Annotated in this window: 13 protein-coding genes; 9 read left to right on the plus strand and 4 right to left on the minus strand. The window is 58.7% G+C overall.

Annotated features, from left to right (window positions below):
- Nucleotides 1–18: 18 nt before the first annotated feature.
- On the plus strand, nucleotides 19–1116 hold the full coding sequence (locus tag ACTRWH_RS01255) for a diguanylate cyclase (RefSeq protein WP_462825786.1): 1098 nt from the start codon (nucleotides 19–21) through the stop codon (nucleotides 1114–1116).
- A 29-nt stretch (nucleotides 1117–1145) separates the two neighbouring features.
- Here ACTRWH_RS01255 and ACTRWH_RS01260 read toward each other — a convergent pair whose 3' ends face one another.
- The gene (locus tag ACTRWH_RS01260; protein ID WP_462825787.1) at nucleotides 1146–2036 is read right to left on the minus strand and encodes a metal-dependent hydrolase; all 891 of its coding nucleotides are present in this window, start codon (nucleotides 2034–2036) and stop codon (nucleotides 1146–1148) included.
- Nucleotides 2037–2280: 244 nt separating this feature from the next.
- Here ACTRWH_RS01260 and ACTRWH_RS01265 point away from each other — a divergent pair, with 244 nt between their 5' ends.
- The 8 genes from ACTRWH_RS01265 (at nucleotide 2281) to ACTRWH_RS01300 (ending at nucleotide 11006) form a co-directional block, all read left to right on the plus strand.
- Nucleotides 2281–3387, plus strand: a complete 1107-nt coding sequence (locus ACTRWH_RS01265) for an AraC family transcriptional regulator ligand-binding domain-containing protein (protein WP_462825788.1) — start codon at nucleotides 2281–2283, stop codon at nucleotides 3385–3387.
- Between the two features lie 129 nt (nucleotides 3388–3516).
- Entirely contained in the window at nucleotides 3517–4023 is a 507-nt protein-coding gene (locus ACTRWH_RS01270) for a TRAP transporter small permease subunit (RefSeq protein WP_036201937.1), read from the plus strand.
- On the plus strand, nucleotides 4023–5345 hold the full coding sequence (locus ACTRWH_RS01275; RefSeq protein WP_036201940.1) for a TRAP transporter large permease: 1323 nt from the start codon (nucleotides 4023–4025) through the stop codon (nucleotides 5343–5345). Before ACTRWH_RS01270 ends, ACTRWH_RS01275 begins: the two co-directional genes overlap by 1 nt.
- A 90-nt stretch (nucleotides 5346–5435) precedes the next feature.
- The gene (locus tag ACTRWH_RS01280; RefSeq protein WP_036201943.1) at nucleotides 5436–6482 is read left to right on the plus strand and encodes a TRAP transporter substrate-binding protein; all 1047 of its coding nucleotides are present in this window, start codon (nucleotides 5436–5438) and stop codon (nucleotides 6480–6482) included.
- Nucleotides 6483–6584: 102 nt separating this feature from the next.
- Entirely contained in the window at nucleotides 6585–7952 is a 1368-nt protein-coding gene (locus tag ACTRWH_RS01285; RefSeq protein WP_036201946.1) for a glutamine synthetase family protein, read from the plus strand.
- A gap of 9 nt (nucleotides 7953–7961) precedes the next feature.
- Nucleotides 7962–9347, plus strand: a complete 1386-nt coding sequence (locus tag ACTRWH_RS01290; protein WP_462825789.1) for an aldehyde dehydrogenase family protein — start codon at nucleotides 7962–7964, stop codon at nucleotides 9345–9347.
- A 45-nt stretch (nucleotides 9348–9392) separates the two neighbouring features.
- Nucleotides 9393–10538, plus strand: coding sequence for an iron-containing alcohol dehydrogenase (locus ACTRWH_RS01295; RefSeq protein ID WP_075196318.1), 1146 nt, complete (start codon nucleotides 9393–9395; stop codon nucleotides 10536–10538).
- A 60-nt stretch (nucleotides 10539–10598) separates the two neighbouring features.
- A complete protein-coding gene (locus tag ACTRWH_RS01300) occupies nucleotides 10599–11006 on the plus strand; it encodes an NINE protein (RefSeq protein ID WP_462825790.1) in 408 nt (135 codons plus the stop codon).
- Between the two features lie 3 nt (nucleotides 11007–11009).
- Here the strand turns inward: ACTRWH_RS01300 and ACTRWH_RS01305 are convergent, their stop codons facing one another.
- The 3 genes from ACTRWH_RS01305 to nirB all read right to left on the minus strand — a co-directional run bounded on the left by ACTRWH_RS01305 (nucleotide 11010) and on the right by nirB (nucleotide 15744).
- A complete protein-coding gene (locus ACTRWH_RS01305; protein ID WP_462825791.1) occupies nucleotides 11010–12377 on the minus strand; it encodes a wax ester/triacylglycerol synthase family O-acyltransferase in 1368 nt (455 codons plus the stop codon).
- A gap of 264 nt (nucleotides 12378–12641) precedes the next feature.
- Nucleotides 12642–13010, minus strand: coding sequence for a nitrite reductase small subunit NirD (gene nirD / locus ACTRWH_RS01310; protein WP_036201963.1), 369 nt, complete (start codon nucleotides 13008–13010; stop codon nucleotides 12642–12644).
- Nucleotides 13011–13230: 220 nt separating this feature from the next.
- On the minus strand, nucleotides 13231–15744 hold the full coding sequence (nirB, locus tag ACTRWH_RS01315; protein WP_462825792.1) for a nitrite reductase large subunit NirB: 2514 nt from the start codon (nucleotides 15742–15744) through the stop codon (nucleotides 13231–13233).
- Between the last annotated feature and the right edge of the window lie 2 nt (nucleotides 15745–15746).

Below are 15746 nucleotides of genomic sequence, written 5' to 3' on the forward strand. Positions count from 1 at the left end.
TTCAGGGAAAGAGGCAGCATGAACACTCCCCAGCACCCGGACCTTGGTGCGTCGCTTGAACAAAGCCGCTCAGGCCTCCGGGACACCCACCGTCGTTCGTTGATGCGAGCACTGTTTCTCGTGACCGCCTCTGCACTGGTGGTTTTTGGCTGCCTGCAGATTCTGAACGGCTATATCTGGCTCGCAACGGGGGAGCTCATTGCGAGCCTTATCCTGTTCTTTGGGGTTACCCGAATCAATCGCACACCTCGTCTCCAGGTCTGGATCTACAGTTATCTGGTGACGGGGTTTTCCTTCGCCTTGATGATCATGCTGGTACCCGAAGCCTCGGTGTCTGCCTTCGTGTGGGTGCTGATGATACCGGTTCTGGCGTATTTGCTGCTGGGAAAGAAAGAAGGTTTCCTGCTCAGCGCGCCGTTCGTGGTGGCGGGCTGCGTCACCTACTACTTCCACCTGGAGTTCGTCGCTGATGCCGGCGGCGTGATCGACCTGCTAAACATGGTGCTCTGCGCCATCCTGATGCTGGGTTTTATCCATCTTTATGAAGCCCGTCGTGAGGAAGCCGAGCAAAAGTTGTTCACTCTTGCACAGACTGATGCACTCACAGGGCTGGCCAATCGTGCGAACTTCCAGAGCACCCTGGCCCGCACCATCGCAGAGTGTGCCCGCAGTGGCTCGGGATTTGCCCTGGTGATTATGGACATCGACCACTTCAAGGTAGTGAATGACACCATGGGCCATGACGCCGGAGACCACGTTCTGCAAAACATTGGCAAGCAGCTCACCGAACGTCTGCGGACCACCGACGCAGTGGGACGATTGGGCGGAGAGGAATTCGGGTTGATTCTGCGGGATGTGAAACTCGAGGATTCGTTCCAGTTAATGGACGAGTTGCGCCAGCGTATTGCCGACAGCGAACTTCCTTATGGTGATGCCCTGATCCGGGTGACCGCATCGTTCGGAATTGCGCATTATCCCGATCATGCCATCGAAGCCGAGTCCTTGTTCCGGATTGCCGACCGCTGCCTGTTCAGCAGCAAGCGGGCCGGGCGCAATCGGGTCGCCAGGGCGGGCCTTTCGCCGGTCAAAGGCCCGCTTGCGACAGCAAGGACTTAGTGATCATCCAGGGTTACTGACATACAGGGTTACTGAATAGTCCGGCGATTTCCCTTCTGATACTGCGGGGCAATGTACTCGTTGATCTGCTCCTTGAAGCGGGCAATCAGTTCGCTGTTGTCGTGGTCCCAAGGGTGGAATCCCGGCTTGAAGTATTCCAGCCAGGTGGGGATCAGGCTGGAGAAGGTGCCGTTTTTGCCCCACATCCGCCACAAGCCGCGGGCAGAGTCTTTCAGTGAGAAGTTCTTCGGATCGTTCAGCATCATCCGGGTGGTGAAGTAACTGGCCATCACGCCCAATGCGGCTGTACTGAATGCCAGGTAAAACGTGCGCTCGGCATAGGTGCCGCCGACCTGGTTGAACACGTCGTAGGTCACCGCTTTGTGCTCGGTTTCCTCAATGGCGTGCCACACCCACAGCGGGCGCATGGTTTCATGCATGTCTTCGCGAACGTCGCTGCGCTCCAGCAGCATGTCCGCCATCATCGCGGTCATATGTTCCAGGGCGCAGGTGATGGCCAGTTGGTGCCGTTTTGGAAGCTTCTTGGCAATGCCCAACACCACTTCCAGGTGTTCTTCCAGTTCCGCCACGGGCATGCCCTGATCCCGCACGTGCTGGTTCATGGACTTGTGTTCCAGCGAGTGCATGGCTTCCTGGCCGATAAAGCCCCTGACTTCTTTTTTCAGCTTGGGGTCGTTGATCTGATCCTGATAGTAGCGGACCGAATCCACGAAAAACTGCTCGCCCTGCGGGAACAGCACAGACAGAGCGTTCATGGTGTGGCTCAGGATATAGCTGTTGTCCAGCCAGTAATGGGGAACCTTCTCCCCGAATTCAAACCCCATGCGCTGTGGCTTGATGGCAACGTTGTCCGGGGTGCGTGCAACCGGCTTTGACTCAGTGGTTTTCGTTCTCAGCATATCGTTACTCCTGCGCTTGGGCGCTATGGCTGATGTGATGGGACCAGTGTGTGTGAGTCAACGCGGGCTTTGAATGCGAAAAGGGGACGGCCATCGTGGATTAGGGGCCAGGGGCGGCCTCAATTGACTATGCTGACGTGGTTGCCGGTGCCTCCAGTCACAGTGTGGCTGCGCCGGGCTTCTGATAGCATCGGTGGCAGTGAGTCTTCCCACAACAAATCTCACACAACGAAAAGGAACCTGCATGGCGAACCCGGGCCCGGAAAAAGAACGGCAGATGCTGGGACTGTTCCTGGTTCCCGGTGTGTACCTCCGGGTGCTGGCGGATGTGGTGCGGCAGTTGGGCCACAACGACCGTGCTCTGTACGAAGGCATGGCATTCACGCCCCAGGATCTGAAATCCAATGATAGCCGGGTGTTTGTCACCGATGCGATTGTAATGGTGGAGCGGGCTCTGAACCTGGCCAGCAAAGACGGCTTGAGCTTCATGCTGGCGCGGGAACTGCGGGTCACCATCCACGGCACCCTCGGCTTCGCCGCCCTGACCAGCCCCACACTCGCTGGCGCCCTGGATTCTGTAAGGCGCTACCTGCAGTTGCGTGTGCCCTTCCTCACTATGACCCTGACCGACACCGGCGACCATGTGTTGGTGCGATTGCGCTCCGAGTTCGACGTGCCCACCCAATACCGTTTTCTGGCGGAAACCGTCAGTGCCACGCTGATGATGCTGGCGGAACAACTGATCGACCGGGAGGATGCGGAAAAACGAGGATTCCCGCTGGTGGATGGCAAGCTCCCTGGCGTGAAGGTACAACTGACTTCTCCGGAGCCGGCCTATTACCCCAGGTTTGCGTCCCAGCTACCGGTACCTTTCGAGTATGGCCAGCCCGAGGAAACCATGGTGTTTCCCAAGGGCCTGCTGGACACCCGCATGCGCCTGGCGGATGCGGAAGCATCCCGGATGGCACGGGACCAGTGCGAGTTCGAACTGCAAAAAGCCCTGAAAGACCAGGGCGACATCACCTATGCCATCCGCAACATGCTCCACATGATGCCCGGGCCGCTGCCATCCCTGGAGGCCATGGCGGAGCGCTTCTGCGTGTCGTCCCGCACCCTGAAGCGACGGCTGGCGGAGAAGGACACCACCTACCGGGAAATTGTCGAAGCGGTACTGAAAGACCGCGCCATCCAGTTGCTGCGTTACACCAATCAGTCCGTCAGCGAGATCGCCTATGAGCTGGGCTACGCGGACCTGTCCAACTTCAGCCGTGCCTTCCGAAAGTGGACCGGAAAGTCGGCCAGCGAGTTCCGCGAAGGCGGTCCGGACCCGGCACCCGAGGTTGGTCCCTGACAACGATCTTCCGGTCATGCGACAGATTAAAAATGCTGTGCTAGCTTAAAAGTTTGCTACAGAAAAACAGCAGTCCATGGCCACTCGGCTGTCTGACTGGCTCACTAACGCATTGAGTGGGGTCTGTGGATGCCACCGTTCGTCAACGGATACATCCGTTTCGTGGATGCCGTGAATTACCGTGTTGGTCGAGCGGTGATGTACGGCATCTTTGTCATGGTCGCTATTCTGCTGTGGTCGTCCATTTCCAAAGCGTTCTTCCTTCCCTCGTTATGGACGCTTGAAGCCGCGCAGTTCGCCATGGTGGCGTATTACATACTGGGCGGTCCCTATTCCATCCAGCTGGACGCCAATGTACGCATGGACCTGTTTTACGGCGGTTGGTCCGTCCGTAGAAAAGCCTGGTTCGATGTCTTCACCATTTTCTTCCTGATTTTCTTTCTGGGCGTGCTCCTTTACGGCGCCTACGACAGCACGAGCTATGCGATTCAATACGGCGAACGCAGCGCATCCGCGTGGCGACCCTACATGTGGCCGATCAAGGTGGTGATGTGCATCGGCTTCTCACTCATGTTGTTGCAGGCGATATCGGAGCTTTTCAAAGACATCGCCCGCATTCGGGGAGAAGACATCTGATGTCTTACGATCTCATCGCCATTTTCATGTTTGCCTCGATGATGCTGATGCTGATGACCGGCCAGCGCGTGTTTGGTGCCATTGGTGCCGTTGCCGCGGCCTCAGCACTAGCGCTGTGGGGGACCGGTGGTTCTGATATCCCCTTCTCATCCGCCATGAAGCTGATGAACTGGTATCCGCTGCTGACGCTGCCGATGTTTATCTTCATGGGCTACGTGCTCTCGGAATCGAAAATCGCCGACGATCTCTACCGGATGTTCCATGTCTGGATGGGGCCGATTCATGGCGGGCTTGCCATTGGCACCATTGGCCTGATGGTGCTGGTGTCAGCCATGAACGGTTTGTCGGTTGCCGGTATGGCCATTGGAGCCACCATCGCCCTGCCCGAATTGCTCCGGCGGGGTTATGACAAGCGTATGGTCACGGGCGTGGTTCAGGCGGGTTCATCGTTGGGCATTCTGGTGCCGCCCTCGGTGGTGCTGGTGCTGTACGCCATGATTGCCCGCCAGCCGGTGGGGCAGCTATGGCTTGCGGGCGTTGTGCCGGGGCTGATCATGGCGGTGATGTTTATCGTCTACATTGCGGTGCGGTGTCGTCTCCAGCCCGAACTCGGGCCTGTGCTGCCAAAAGAGGAGCGCCAGGTCAGCCTGGGCGAGAAGTTACGCCTGCTGCGTGCAGGAGTTCTGCCGGTGGTTATTTTCGCCTCCATGATGGTGCCGTTCGTCAAAGGCTGGACCAGCCTGGTGGAGAGTTCGGCCATCGGTGCCATGGCGGCATTCGTCGCAGCGATCCTCAAACGCCGGATGACCCGGGCCGTGTTTGAAGCCTCCGTACGCCAGACGCTGGCCATTTCCTGCATGTTCATGTGGATCATCCTCGCCGCCCTGGGTTTCGGTGCCGTGTTTGATGGGCTGGGTGCGGTAAAGGCCATCGACAGCCTGTTTACCGAGCAGCTGGGGCTGAACCCCTGGATGATCCTGATCATGATGCAGTTGTCGTTTCTGTTGATGGGTACCTTCCTGGACGATACCGCAATGCTGGTGATTGTGGCGCCCCTGTACGTGCCGTTGGTGGCAGCTCTTGGCTTTGATCTTATCTGGTATGGCGTTCTCTACACGATTACCACCCAGATTGCCTATATGACGCCGCCTTTCGGTTACAACCTGTTCCTGATGCGGGCCATGGCGCCGCCTGAGATTTCCCTGCGCGATATCTACAGTTCAATTCTCCCGTTTGTCTGCGTGATGCTGGTGGCACTGTCGCTGATCATGGCCTTTCCACAGATTGCGCTCTGGCTGCCGGAGTACGTTTACAACAAGTGAACCGTCAACGTTTTTGGATGAATACGAATGTCGAGTAACACCCCGGAGGCCGGCCGGCTTCCATAACAAGCGTCAGTCAAGGAGGTCGACATGACCACAAGACGTAAATTTCTCGCATCAGCATCCGTAGCAGCACTGGCCGGGGCAGCCGCCCTCACGCCACCCAGACTTTACGCGCAGGAGCCAAAAATACGATGGCGGCTGCAAACATACGCCGGGCCGGCCCTGGCAGAGCATGTGGTCAAGCCGGCGATCGACAGTTTCAACCGTATTGCCGGCAAAGAGATGCAGATCGAGCTCTATTTTGCCGATCAGCTTGTGCCCACGGGGGAACTGTTCCGCGCCATGCAGAAAGGCACCATTGACGCGGTTCAGTCCGATGACGATTCCATGGCCTCACCCACCGAGGTTACTGTTTTCGGTGGCTACTTTCCGTTCGCCAGCCGCTATTCGCTGGACGTACCCGTGCTGTTCAATCAGTACGGCCTGAATGAAATCTGGGATGAAGAGTATTCCAAGGTGGGCGTGAAACACCTGTCCGCCGGTGCCTGGGACCCCTGCCACTTTGCCACCAAAGAGCCGATCCACAGCCTCGAGGATCTTAAGGGCAAGCGTGTGTTCACCTTCCCCACTGCCGGCCGTTTCATGAGCCAGTTCGGCGTGGTACCGGTTCAACTGCCCTGGGAAGACATCGAAGTCGCGGTGCAGACGGGTGAGCTGGACGGTATCGCCTGGTCCGGCATTACCGAGGACTACACGGTGGGCTGGGCGGATGTGACCAACTACTTCCTGACCAACAACATCTCCGGTGCCTGGGCGGGATCCTTCTTTGCCAACATGGATCGCTACAACGAGCTTCCGGATCATCTCAAGGAACTGCTCAAACTGACCATGGACAGCTCCCACTACTACCGTCAGTGGTGGTATTGGGGAGGCGAGGCCAAACTGCGTACAGACGGCACGAAGATGAAGTTGACCACCATTCCGGACAAGGAGTGGGCAGAAGTTGAAAAGGCCGCGCGCGTGTTCTGGGACGAGGTTGCCCAGGAATCCGAAACCAAGGCCCGGGTGGTCAAGATCCTCAAGGAATACAACGAGAAAATGGAGAAGGCGGGGCGGCCCTATCGATACACCTGATGGGATCGCAGAGAAACACTGCGTTCAGTGGCGATCACTACCGGATTCACTCGTCACTGAGCGCGGCGCCTTTTAGCCTAACTGATATTGCGGAGCGGTGAGATGGCAGCTCAACTGTCTTTTAAGGAACTGAAAACGTGTGTCGAGGACGGCACCATTGATACGGTCGTGGCGGCGATTCCGGACATGCAGGGGCGTCTCATGGGCAAGCGCTTCCAGGCCCAGTACTTTATCGACACCGCCTGGGAAGAGAGCCACTGTTGCAAGTACCTGGTGGCGACCGATCTGGAAATGACAACGGTGGAGAACTACGCCTCGACCAGTTGGGCGGCCGGCTATGGCGACTATGTGATGAAGCCGGACCTGACCACCCTGCGCCGCCTGCCATGGCTCGAGGGTACCGCCTTTATTCTGTGTGATCTGATTGATCACGCCACCCATGAGCCGGTACCTCACTCGCCCCGGGCGGTGCTGAAAAAACAGCTGGAACGGTTGTCAGCCATGGGGCTGCAGATGACCACGGCCACCGAGCTGGAGTTTTTCATTTTCCGGGAGACCTTTGAGGAGATGCAGAAGCGTCAGTATCACCATATGACGCCCATCAGCCCCTATAACGAGGACTACCACATCTTCCAGACCACCCGTGAGGAAGACGTGATGCGGCCCATCCGTAATGGGCTCTACCAGGCGGGGATCACGGTCGAGAGTAGCAAGGGTGAGGCCGACGCTGGTCAGGCCGAGCTCAACATTCACTACTCCGACCCGCTCGCCATGGCCGACACTCACGTTCTGGTGAAAAATGCCGTCAAGGAAATCGCCTGGCAGCACGGGCGCAGTGTGAGTTTCATGGCCAAGTGGAACCACAACGCCGCTGGGTCGTCCAGCCATATCCATCAGGCCCTCTCGGACAGTACCGGAAAGTCAGTGTTCTATGACCCCAATGGTGCCCATGGTATGTCCAAAACCATGGAGCATGCGCTGGCGGGGCTACTGGAATACGCCAACGACACCACTTTCTTTCTCGCGCCCTACGTTAACTCGTACAAACGATTTGCCGCCGGCACCTTTGCCCCGACCAGCACTGTCTGGTCCATCGACAACCGTACGGCCGGTTACCGCGTTGTCGCACCGAACACGGATGCCGTGCGAGTGGAGTGTCGCATCGGCGGGTCGGACCTGAACCCGTACCTGGCGTTGGCATCGCAGATTGCCGCCACCATCGCCGGTATCGAAGGCAAACTCGAACTGGAGCCGGAGTTCTCCGGCAATGCCTATGGCGCCGAGTCTGCGCGCAGTATCCCAGCCACATTGAGGGCCGCCACGGAATCGTTACGCGGCTCGACCATGCTGCGGGAAGCCATGGGTAACGACGTCATTGATCACTACGTGCGCTGTGCGGAGTGGGAGCAGGAAGATTTTGATCGTGTGGTTACCGATTACGAAGTCAAACGTGGATTTGAGCAGGCGTAGGACACAGCTATGAGCACACCCATTCAATGCATATCGCCCATCGATGGTTCCGTGTACGTGGAGCGCACAACGCTTTCCCTGGAAGCCGCGCGGGAGGCCGTTGCCAGGGCAAAAAACGCGCAGCTGGACTGGGCCGCCCTGCCACTGTCAGAGCGGGTTCAGCGGGTTCGCGACGGCATCGCCCGACTCGGTGACATGAACGACGACATCGTGGAAAAACTGGCGTGGCAGATGGGGCGGCCCGTGCGCTACGGCGGCGAGTTCGGCGGCGTGGATGAGCGTGCCGGGATGATGGCCGATCTGGCGGAAGAAGGGCTTGCCCCCATCGAGATTGAAAACAGCGCCTCCTTTCATCGCTACATTCAGCGCGAACCTCACGGCGCTGTGTTGGTTGTCGCGCCCTGGAACTATCCCTACATGACGGCGGTGAACACGGTCGTTCCTGCCCTGATTGCCGGTAACGCAGTGTTTCTCAAACACGCGTCACAAACGCCCCTGGTCGGTGAGCACATGGTGCAGGCGTTCCACGCCGCCGGCGTCCCCAGCGAGGTTTTCCAGAACGTGTTCCTGTCCCACGAGACCACTTCCGCACTGATCGAGGAAAAAGCTTTCGGTTTCGTGAACTTTACCGGCTCGGTGAATGGGGGGCAGGCCATAGAACGGGCCGCCGCCGGCACGTTTACCGGCGTAGGGTTGGAGCTTGGCGGTAAGGACCCCGGTTACGTGATGGACGATGCGGATCTGGATGCCGCCGTGGAGACACTGATCGACGGCGCCATGTTCAATGCCGGCCAGTGTTGCTGCGGCATTGAGCGTATTTACGTCGCAGAAAACCTGTTCGATGCGTTTGTTGAGAAAGCCGTTGCCATCGTCAGCGGCTACCGGCTTGGCAATCCGCTGGACAGGGACACAACGCTCGGCCCGATGGCGCATGTCCGCTTTGCCGACCATGTCCGGGAGCAGACGGCAGACGCCCTTGCCAGCGGTGCCCGGGCATTGATCGACCCTGAGCTCTTTCCTGATCAGGGCGGCGCCTATCTGATGCCGCAGATCCTTATCGACGTGGACCATTCCATGCGGGTCATGCGGGAGGAGTCCTTTGGCCCGGTGGTTGGCATCATGAAAGTCAAAGATGACGCTGAAGCCGTCGCCCTGATGAACGACAGCGAGTTCGGCCTGACTGCGTCCTTGTGGACCAGAGATATTGACCGCGCCACGCGGGTGGCCGATCAGATTGAAACTGGCACGGTGTTCATGAACCGTTGTGATTATCTGGACCCGGCGCTTTGCTGGACCGGCTGCAAGAACACCGGTCGCGGTGGAGGGCTTTCGATCATCGGCTACCACAACCTGACGCGCCCGAAATCGTATTACCTGAAAAAACCGGTGAACTGATATCCGGATCAACAGACAACCCGATTCTCTGACGAGGGGCTGACAATGACACTCTCCGCAAACTGGTCCTATCCCACCGATATCCGTTTTGGCGCCGGTCGTATTGCCGAACTCGGCGAATGCTGTAAGGAGGCAGGTATAACCCGGCCGTTACTGGTGACCGACCGAGGGTTGGCAAGCCTTCCCATTACCCAGGACACGCTCGATTTAATGGAGCAGGCTGGCCTTGGACGAGCCATGTTTTCAGAGGTTGATCCCAACCCCACGGAAATCAACATGGAAGCGGGCCGGAAGGTCTTTCTCGACGGCAACCACGACGGCGTGATCGCCTTCGGCGGAGGGTCCGGGCTGGACCTGGGTAAATTGCTGGCCTTCATGGCCGGTCAGACCCGGCCGGTGTGGGACTTCGAGGATATTGGTGACTGGTGGAAACGCGCGGATGCCGATGGGATTGCCCCCATCATCGCCGTACCAACGACCGCAGGCACGGGGTCGGAGGTCGGTCGAGCCAGCGTCATCGTCAACAGTCAGAGCCACGTCAAAAAGATCATTTTTCATCCCCGAATACTGCCGTCGATTGTGATCTCCGACCCCGAATTGACGGTTGGTATGCCGCCATTTATCACTGCGGGAACCGGCATGGATGCCTTTATTCACTGTTTCGAGGCGTTCTGTTCCCCCAACTTCCACCCCATGAGCCAGGGTATTGCGCTGGAGGGCATGCGGCTGGTGAAGGAAAATCTGCCCCGGGTGTATGCGGATGCCGCCGATATCGAGGCTCGCGGGCAGATGCTGGTCGCCGCCGCCATGGGCGCGGTAGCCTTCCAGAAGGGGCTGGGGGCGACCCACGCCGTCTCCCATTCGGTCGGAGCGATCTACAACACCCACCATGGCATGACCAACGCCGTGGTGCTGCCGTCGGTCATCGCCATGAACCGACCAGCGATCGAAAACCGGGTCGACGACATTACCCGCTACCTGGGCATTGCCAATGGCTTTGACGGATTCACCCAGTTCATCATGACGTTGCGGGAATCCCTTGGCGTGCCGGAGCGTTTGAGGGACATGGGTGTGGGGACGGATCGCATTGAGGAAATGACCAGAATGGCGCTTGAAGACCCAAGTGCCGGTGGCAACCCGGTGAAGATGACAGCGGAAAACACGCGAGCTTTGTTTGAAGCCTGCATCTGATTGATCTATTGTCGGTTTTGGCCAAGTCTCACGCCAAAACCCGAGCCAAAAGGAACGCAAATGGCAGACAATCAGGACACCCACAGCAAACTCATCGGCTACCTGCTCTGGATCTTCGGGTTCCTGGGCTCGCACCGGTTCTACTACGGCAAGCCCATCACCGGCACCATCTGGTTTTTCACCCTGGGGTTGCTGTTCATTGGCTGGATCATCGACCTGTTCCTGATACCGGCCATGGATCGGGAGGCGGATCACCGGTTCCGTGAGGGCGAGGTCAGTTTCAACATCGGTTGGATTCTACTGACCTTCCTTGGCGTATTTGGTATCCACCGGATGTACATGGGCAAGTGGATCACCGGAATCATTTACTTGCTGACGGGCGGTCTGTTCCTGGTGGGTGTGCTTTATGATTTCTGGACACTGAACAGCCTGATCTCGGAGCGGAATCAGGAAGTGAAGTTCGGCTAGGCGTTACAGCCCAGCCGCCTGCTCCAGCTCGGTCAGGCCCTCTTCAAGATAATCCAGCATGCGCTGCAGGCTGGGCAGGGTGCGACGGCAGCCAATCAGCCCGAACTCCACCTGGTCGCAGTAGCTGGTCAGGGTCATGTTCAGGGCAATCCGGTCCATGGCGATGGACACCGGATACATGCCCTCAAGCCTCGCGCCGTTCCAGTAGCTGGGCTCCTTCGGCCCTGGTACGTTGGAAATGACCACGTTAAAGGTCTGCCACTTCGGCGCCAGCCCCGTTAGCAGGTTGAAGCTCGCCGGGGCCAGCAGCAGCGCCGTATAATTCAGGATTTCTTCCGGGGACATGGCCGCGTAGCGCTGTTTGGAGGCTTTCACGTCTTCGTGGATATAGCGCAGCCGCTCAGCCGCGTCGTTCAGGTGGGTGCCCAGGGAAGCGAGGATAATACCCACCTGGTTGCCACCGGAGCTGTCATCCGTGCGCAGGGAAACCGGTACCATGGCGACCAGCGGTTTTTCCGGCAACGCGTCCTGATTCATCAGGTAGGTCCGCAGGGCCGTGGCACACATGGTCATGACCACGTCGTTAACCGTTGTACCGAAGGCGGTGCATACGGCACGGATGCGTTTCAGATCATAGGACTGGGCCGCAAAACGGCGGGAGCCGGTGATCTTGCCGTTCAGGACGCAGCGCGGCGCGTGGAAGATGGAATCGTAGGCCGGGTCCTTGCGGGCCCGGTTAACGGTGTTCAGCAGCGCCTTGGTGACCGCCGGAACCGTGCCCAGCTGTTTACCCGATTCCCCGAGCAGATGGGCAACGTTGCGCCACATCGACGGGCCTTCATCGTCGTCACCGCTGCGGCTGCGGCGCGGCAGCGACCAGATCGGCGGCATGTTTCGCTGCTCCGGGTCCTGTGACAGCATGCGCTGGAACAGGCGCATGGCAGACACACCATCGACCAGAGAATGGTGTACCTTGGTGTAAACGGCGAACTGCCGGTCTTTCAGGCCTTCAATGAGGTGGAACTCCCACATGGGCCGTTCCCGGTCCATCAGGTGGCTGTGTTCGGCGGAGACAAACGACAACAACTCCCGGACCCGGCCTGGCGTGGGCAGAGCCTCAAAGCGGAAATGATGCTCCAGGTCCAGCTGTTCGTCTTCCACCCAGACCGGTTGACCGAACCGACTGCCCAGGCGCCTGTCGAAGGGAGGTGTGACGATGGTTTCCTCCCGCAACTGGTCCGCAAGTTGGGCCACATAGTCATCCGGTGCATCCTCGGGGAACGAGAACAGCTGCAGGCCGCCAACGTGCATGGGCTGCTGGCGTTTTTCCAGCCACAGGAATACCTGGTCTACCGGGCTTAGTGCTTTCACGAAACAGATCTCGCCTTGTTGTGATTATTGTCTGGGAGTCAGTGTTGCAGCATTTCTGGTTTGGGGGAAGTTTCGGGTTTGTGCTGAACAGGCCTGTTTTGTTGGTCTTGGGGGGAGTCGCCGCTTCGGGGGGTGGGGTTATTTTTTCTTTGGGAAAAAGAACTCGCTTCGCTCAGACACCTTTTTCCTGGCAGAAAAAATAACCCCACCCCCCAAATCGGCTTTTCGAGCCCTTGCAGAAGCCTGCCCGGGGAAACTAACGGGTTAGGCCACGGCTGATTCCTTGTTGGTTGCAGGGATTTCCACGCGGACGTTGTTGCCATCCAGCAGGACTGGGTAGGTTTTTACGGCTACCGCCTCGTCCTCCAAGCACTGACCGGTTTCCAGGTTGAAGTGCTGTTTGTACAGCGGAGACGCCACCACCGGCTGACCTTTCAGATCCCCGGTAATCCCCCGTGCCAGCACGTTCTTACCGGTAAACGGATCGGTATGGCTGATCGCAAACAACGCCGGCAACCGATGCGGTAGATAGAACACCGCCACCGGCCCGTCTTCCGTCCAGACCGCAACTCCCGATTCCGGCACAAGGTCATCAACGGTACAAACAACGTCCCAGGAAGTGCGTGCTTTCATAACGTTCTCCAATTCCAATACGGTTATTCAAAGTGTCAGCTCTAGCCCAGTCGAGTCCATAACCCGCTACTGGATAAACATTCAAACAGCGATAACTGGTGATCCGATGAGCGTGGGGTCGATATTTTTTCCCGCCAGGAAAAAGGTGTCCGAGCGCAGCGAGTTCTTTTTCCCAAGGGAAAAAATATCGACCCCCGCGCTCCACCCCAAGCCACCAGTCCTAAGCAGGCTCCCCCTCAAGCAGAGGTCGACGCTGCTCCCGTTCGGTAGTCCACTCCTGAACCGGATCCTTCTTCTCCGGAGCATTCACAAACTCCCGGAACCGCTTCCGCTTCTCAGGATCCTCAACCGCCGTCTTCCACTCGCACTGATAGGTATCCACCAGATCCGCCATGTGATGCTCCAGCTCCTGACCAATACCCAGGCTGTCCTCCAGGACCACCTGCTTCAGATAGTCCAGGCCACCTTCCAGGTTCTCCATCCACACACTGGTGCGTTGCAGACGGTCCGCGGTGCGCACGTAGAACATCAACACCCGGTCGATAGCGCTGATCAGTTCCTCGTCGGACAAATCCGTGGCAAACAAATCCGCGTGGCGCGGACGCATGCCGCCGTTGCCGCATACGTACAGGTTCCAGCCGTTCTCGGTGGCGATCACGCCGATGTCCTTACTCTGGGCTTCCGCACATTCGCGGGTGCAGCCGGACACCGCCATCTTGAGCTTATGGGGGGAACGCAGGCCCTTGTAGCGGTTCTCCAGAAAAATCGCCATGCCCACACTATCCTGCACGCCGTAGCGGCACCAGGTGCTGCCGACGCAGGACTTCACCGTGCGCAGGGACTTGCCGTAGGCGTGGCCGGTTTCGAAGCCGGCGGCGATGAGTTTTTCCCAGATTTCGGGCAGTTCGCTCAGGGTGGCGCCGAACAGGTCCACCCTTTGACCACCCGTGATCTTGGTGTACAGGTTGTATTCCTTGGCCACTTCACCCAGCACAATCAGCTTGTCCGGGGTGATTTCGCCGCCCGGCACCCGGGGCACGATGGAGTAGGTACCGTTCTTCTGCATGTTGGCCATGAAGGTATCGTTGGTGTCCTGCAGGGGCACGTGGTCGGTGGCCAGGATGTGCTCGTTCCAGCAGGTGGCAAGGATGGACGCGACGGCCGGTTTGCAGATGTCGCAGCCATGGCCCTTGCCGTGATCACGGATCAATGTCCGGAAGGTGCGGATGCCATTGACCTTCACGATATTGAACAGGTCCTGGCGGCTGTACGGGAAGTGCTCACAGATGTCCTTGCTGACTTCCACGCCGCGTTTTTCCAGTTCGCTGTCCACCACGTTTTTCAGCAGCGCCGCGCAGCCACCACAGCCGGTGCTGGCCTTGGTTTCTGCCTTAACACCGGCAAGGTCGGTACAGCCGGCATCGATCACGCCGCAGATATCGCCCTTGGACACGTTGTGGCAGGAGCAGATCGAGGCGGTTTCCGGCAGGGCATCCGGGCCCAGCGCGGGAGCACCGCCCTGGTTTTCCGGCAGAATCAGGGTCTCCGGGTTCTCCGGCAGCTCAATGCCGTTCAACGCGTATTGCAGCAACGTGTCGTAGTGGCTGTTGTCGCCCACCAGGATGGCGCCCAACAGGGTCTTGCCGTCTTCGCTGATCACCATGCGGCGGTAGTGGCCGGCCTGCTCATCGTTAAAGCGGATATTGCGGGCGCCCGGCGTCTGGGCGTGGGCATCGCCGATCGAGCCGACATCCACACCCAACAGCTTGAGCTTGGTGCTCATGTCGGCGCCGGTAAAGGCGGCCTCACGGTCACCATTCAGCACGGAGGCCAGGGTGCGGGCCATGGTGTAGCCTGGTGCCACCAGGCCAAAAATCTTCTCACTCCACAGCGCGCACTCGCCAATGGCGTGGATGTGGGGGTCGGAGGTGGTGCACTGGTCGTTGATGACAATGCCACCGCGTTCACCCATGGCCAGTTCGCTGGAACGGGCCAGGGCGTCCTGGGGGCGGATGCCGGCGGAGAACACGATCAGGTCGGTTTCCAAATGGGTGTCGTCACTGAAATTCATCCGCAAGCGGGCTTCTTCGCCTTCAACGATTTCAGTGGTGGCTTTCTCAGTATGAACCTGCACCCCGAGCTCTTCGATTTTATGCTTTAGCAGGGCGCCGCCGTCAGCGTCGAGCTGCACCGGCATCAGCCGGGGTGCAAATTCCACCACGTGGGCGTCCAGGCCCAGGCTCTTGAGTGCATTCGCTGCTTCCAGACCCAGCAGGCCACCGCCCACCACAACGCCGGTTTTAACACCGTCGGCGCTGGCACGGATGCTGTCCAGGTCTTCCAGGGTGCGATACACGAGGCAGTGGGGGTTCTCGTTGCCCTTGATGGGCGGCACGAACGGATAGGAACCCGTGGCCAGCACCAGTTCGTCGTAGCCATAATCGCCCATCGGTGTGGTAATGGTTTGATTGGCGCGGTCGATGCCGGTTACCTGTTCGCCCAGGCGCAGGTCGATGTGGTTTTCGGCGTACCAGTCTGCTGTGCCCATGGCCAGGTCGGCATGGGTGGAACCACCAAAGTACTCGGACAGGTGAACCCGGTCATACGCCAGCAGTTTCTCTTCACCAAACACCTTGATGTCGAAATCGGCCGCTGCCGGGGTTCCCACCAACTGTTCCAGGAAATGGTGGCCGACCATGCCGTTGCCAATCACGATCAGGGTTTTCTTGCTCATGG

Source organism: Marinobacter sp. G5_S1_61_S3 (genome assembly GCF_054968585.1).

Excerpts from the sequence above, each read along its gene's own strand:
- ACTRWH_RS01255 (WP_462825786.1), top strand. The coding sequence starts at position 19 with ATGAACACTCCCCAGCACCCGGACCTTGGTGCGTCGCTTGAACAAAGC.
- ACTRWH_RS01260 (WP_462825787.1), bottom strand. The coding sequence starts at position 2,036 with ATGCTGAGAACGAAAACCACTGAGTCAAAGCCGGTTGCACGCACCCCG.
- ACTRWH_RS01265 (WP_462825788.1), top strand. The coding sequence starts at position 2,281 with ATGGCGAACCCGGGCCCGGAAAAAGAACGGCAGATGCTGGGACTGTTC.
- ACTRWH_RS01270 (WP_036201937.1), top strand. The coding sequence starts at position 3,517 with ATGCCACCGTTCGTCAACGGATACATCCGTTTCGTGGATGCCGTGAAT.
- ACTRWH_RS01275 (WP_036201940.1), top strand. The coding sequence starts at position 4,023 with ATGTCTTACGATCTCATCGCCATTTTCATGTTTGCCTCGATGATGCTG.
- ACTRWH_RS01280 (WP_036201943.1), top strand. The coding sequence starts at position 5,436 with ATGACCACAAGACGTAAATTTCTCGCATCAGCATCCGTAGCAGCACTG.
- ACTRWH_RS01285 (WP_036201946.1), top strand. The coding sequence starts at position 6,585 with ATGGCAGCTCAACTGTCTTTTAAGGAACTGAAAACGTGTGTCGAGGAC.
- ACTRWH_RS01290 (WP_462825789.1), top strand. The coding sequence starts at position 7,962 with ATGAGCACACCCATTCAATGCATATCGCCCATCGATGGTTCCGTGTAC.
- ACTRWH_RS01295 (WP_075196318.1), top strand. The coding sequence starts at position 9,393 with ATGACACTCTCCGCAAACTGGTCCTATCCCACCGATATCCGTTTTGGC.
- ACTRWH_RS01300 (WP_462825790.1), top strand. The coding sequence starts at position 10,599 with ATGGCAGACAATCAGGACACCCACAGCAAACTCATCGGCTACCTGCTC.
- nirD (WP_036201963.1), bottom strand. The coding sequence starts at position 13,010 with ATGAAAGCACGCACTTCCTGGGACGTTGTTTGTACCGTTGATGACCTT.
- nirB (WP_462825792.1), bottom strand. The coding sequence starts at position 15,744 with ATGAGCAAGAAAACCCTGATCGTGATTGGCAACGGCATGGTCGGCCAC.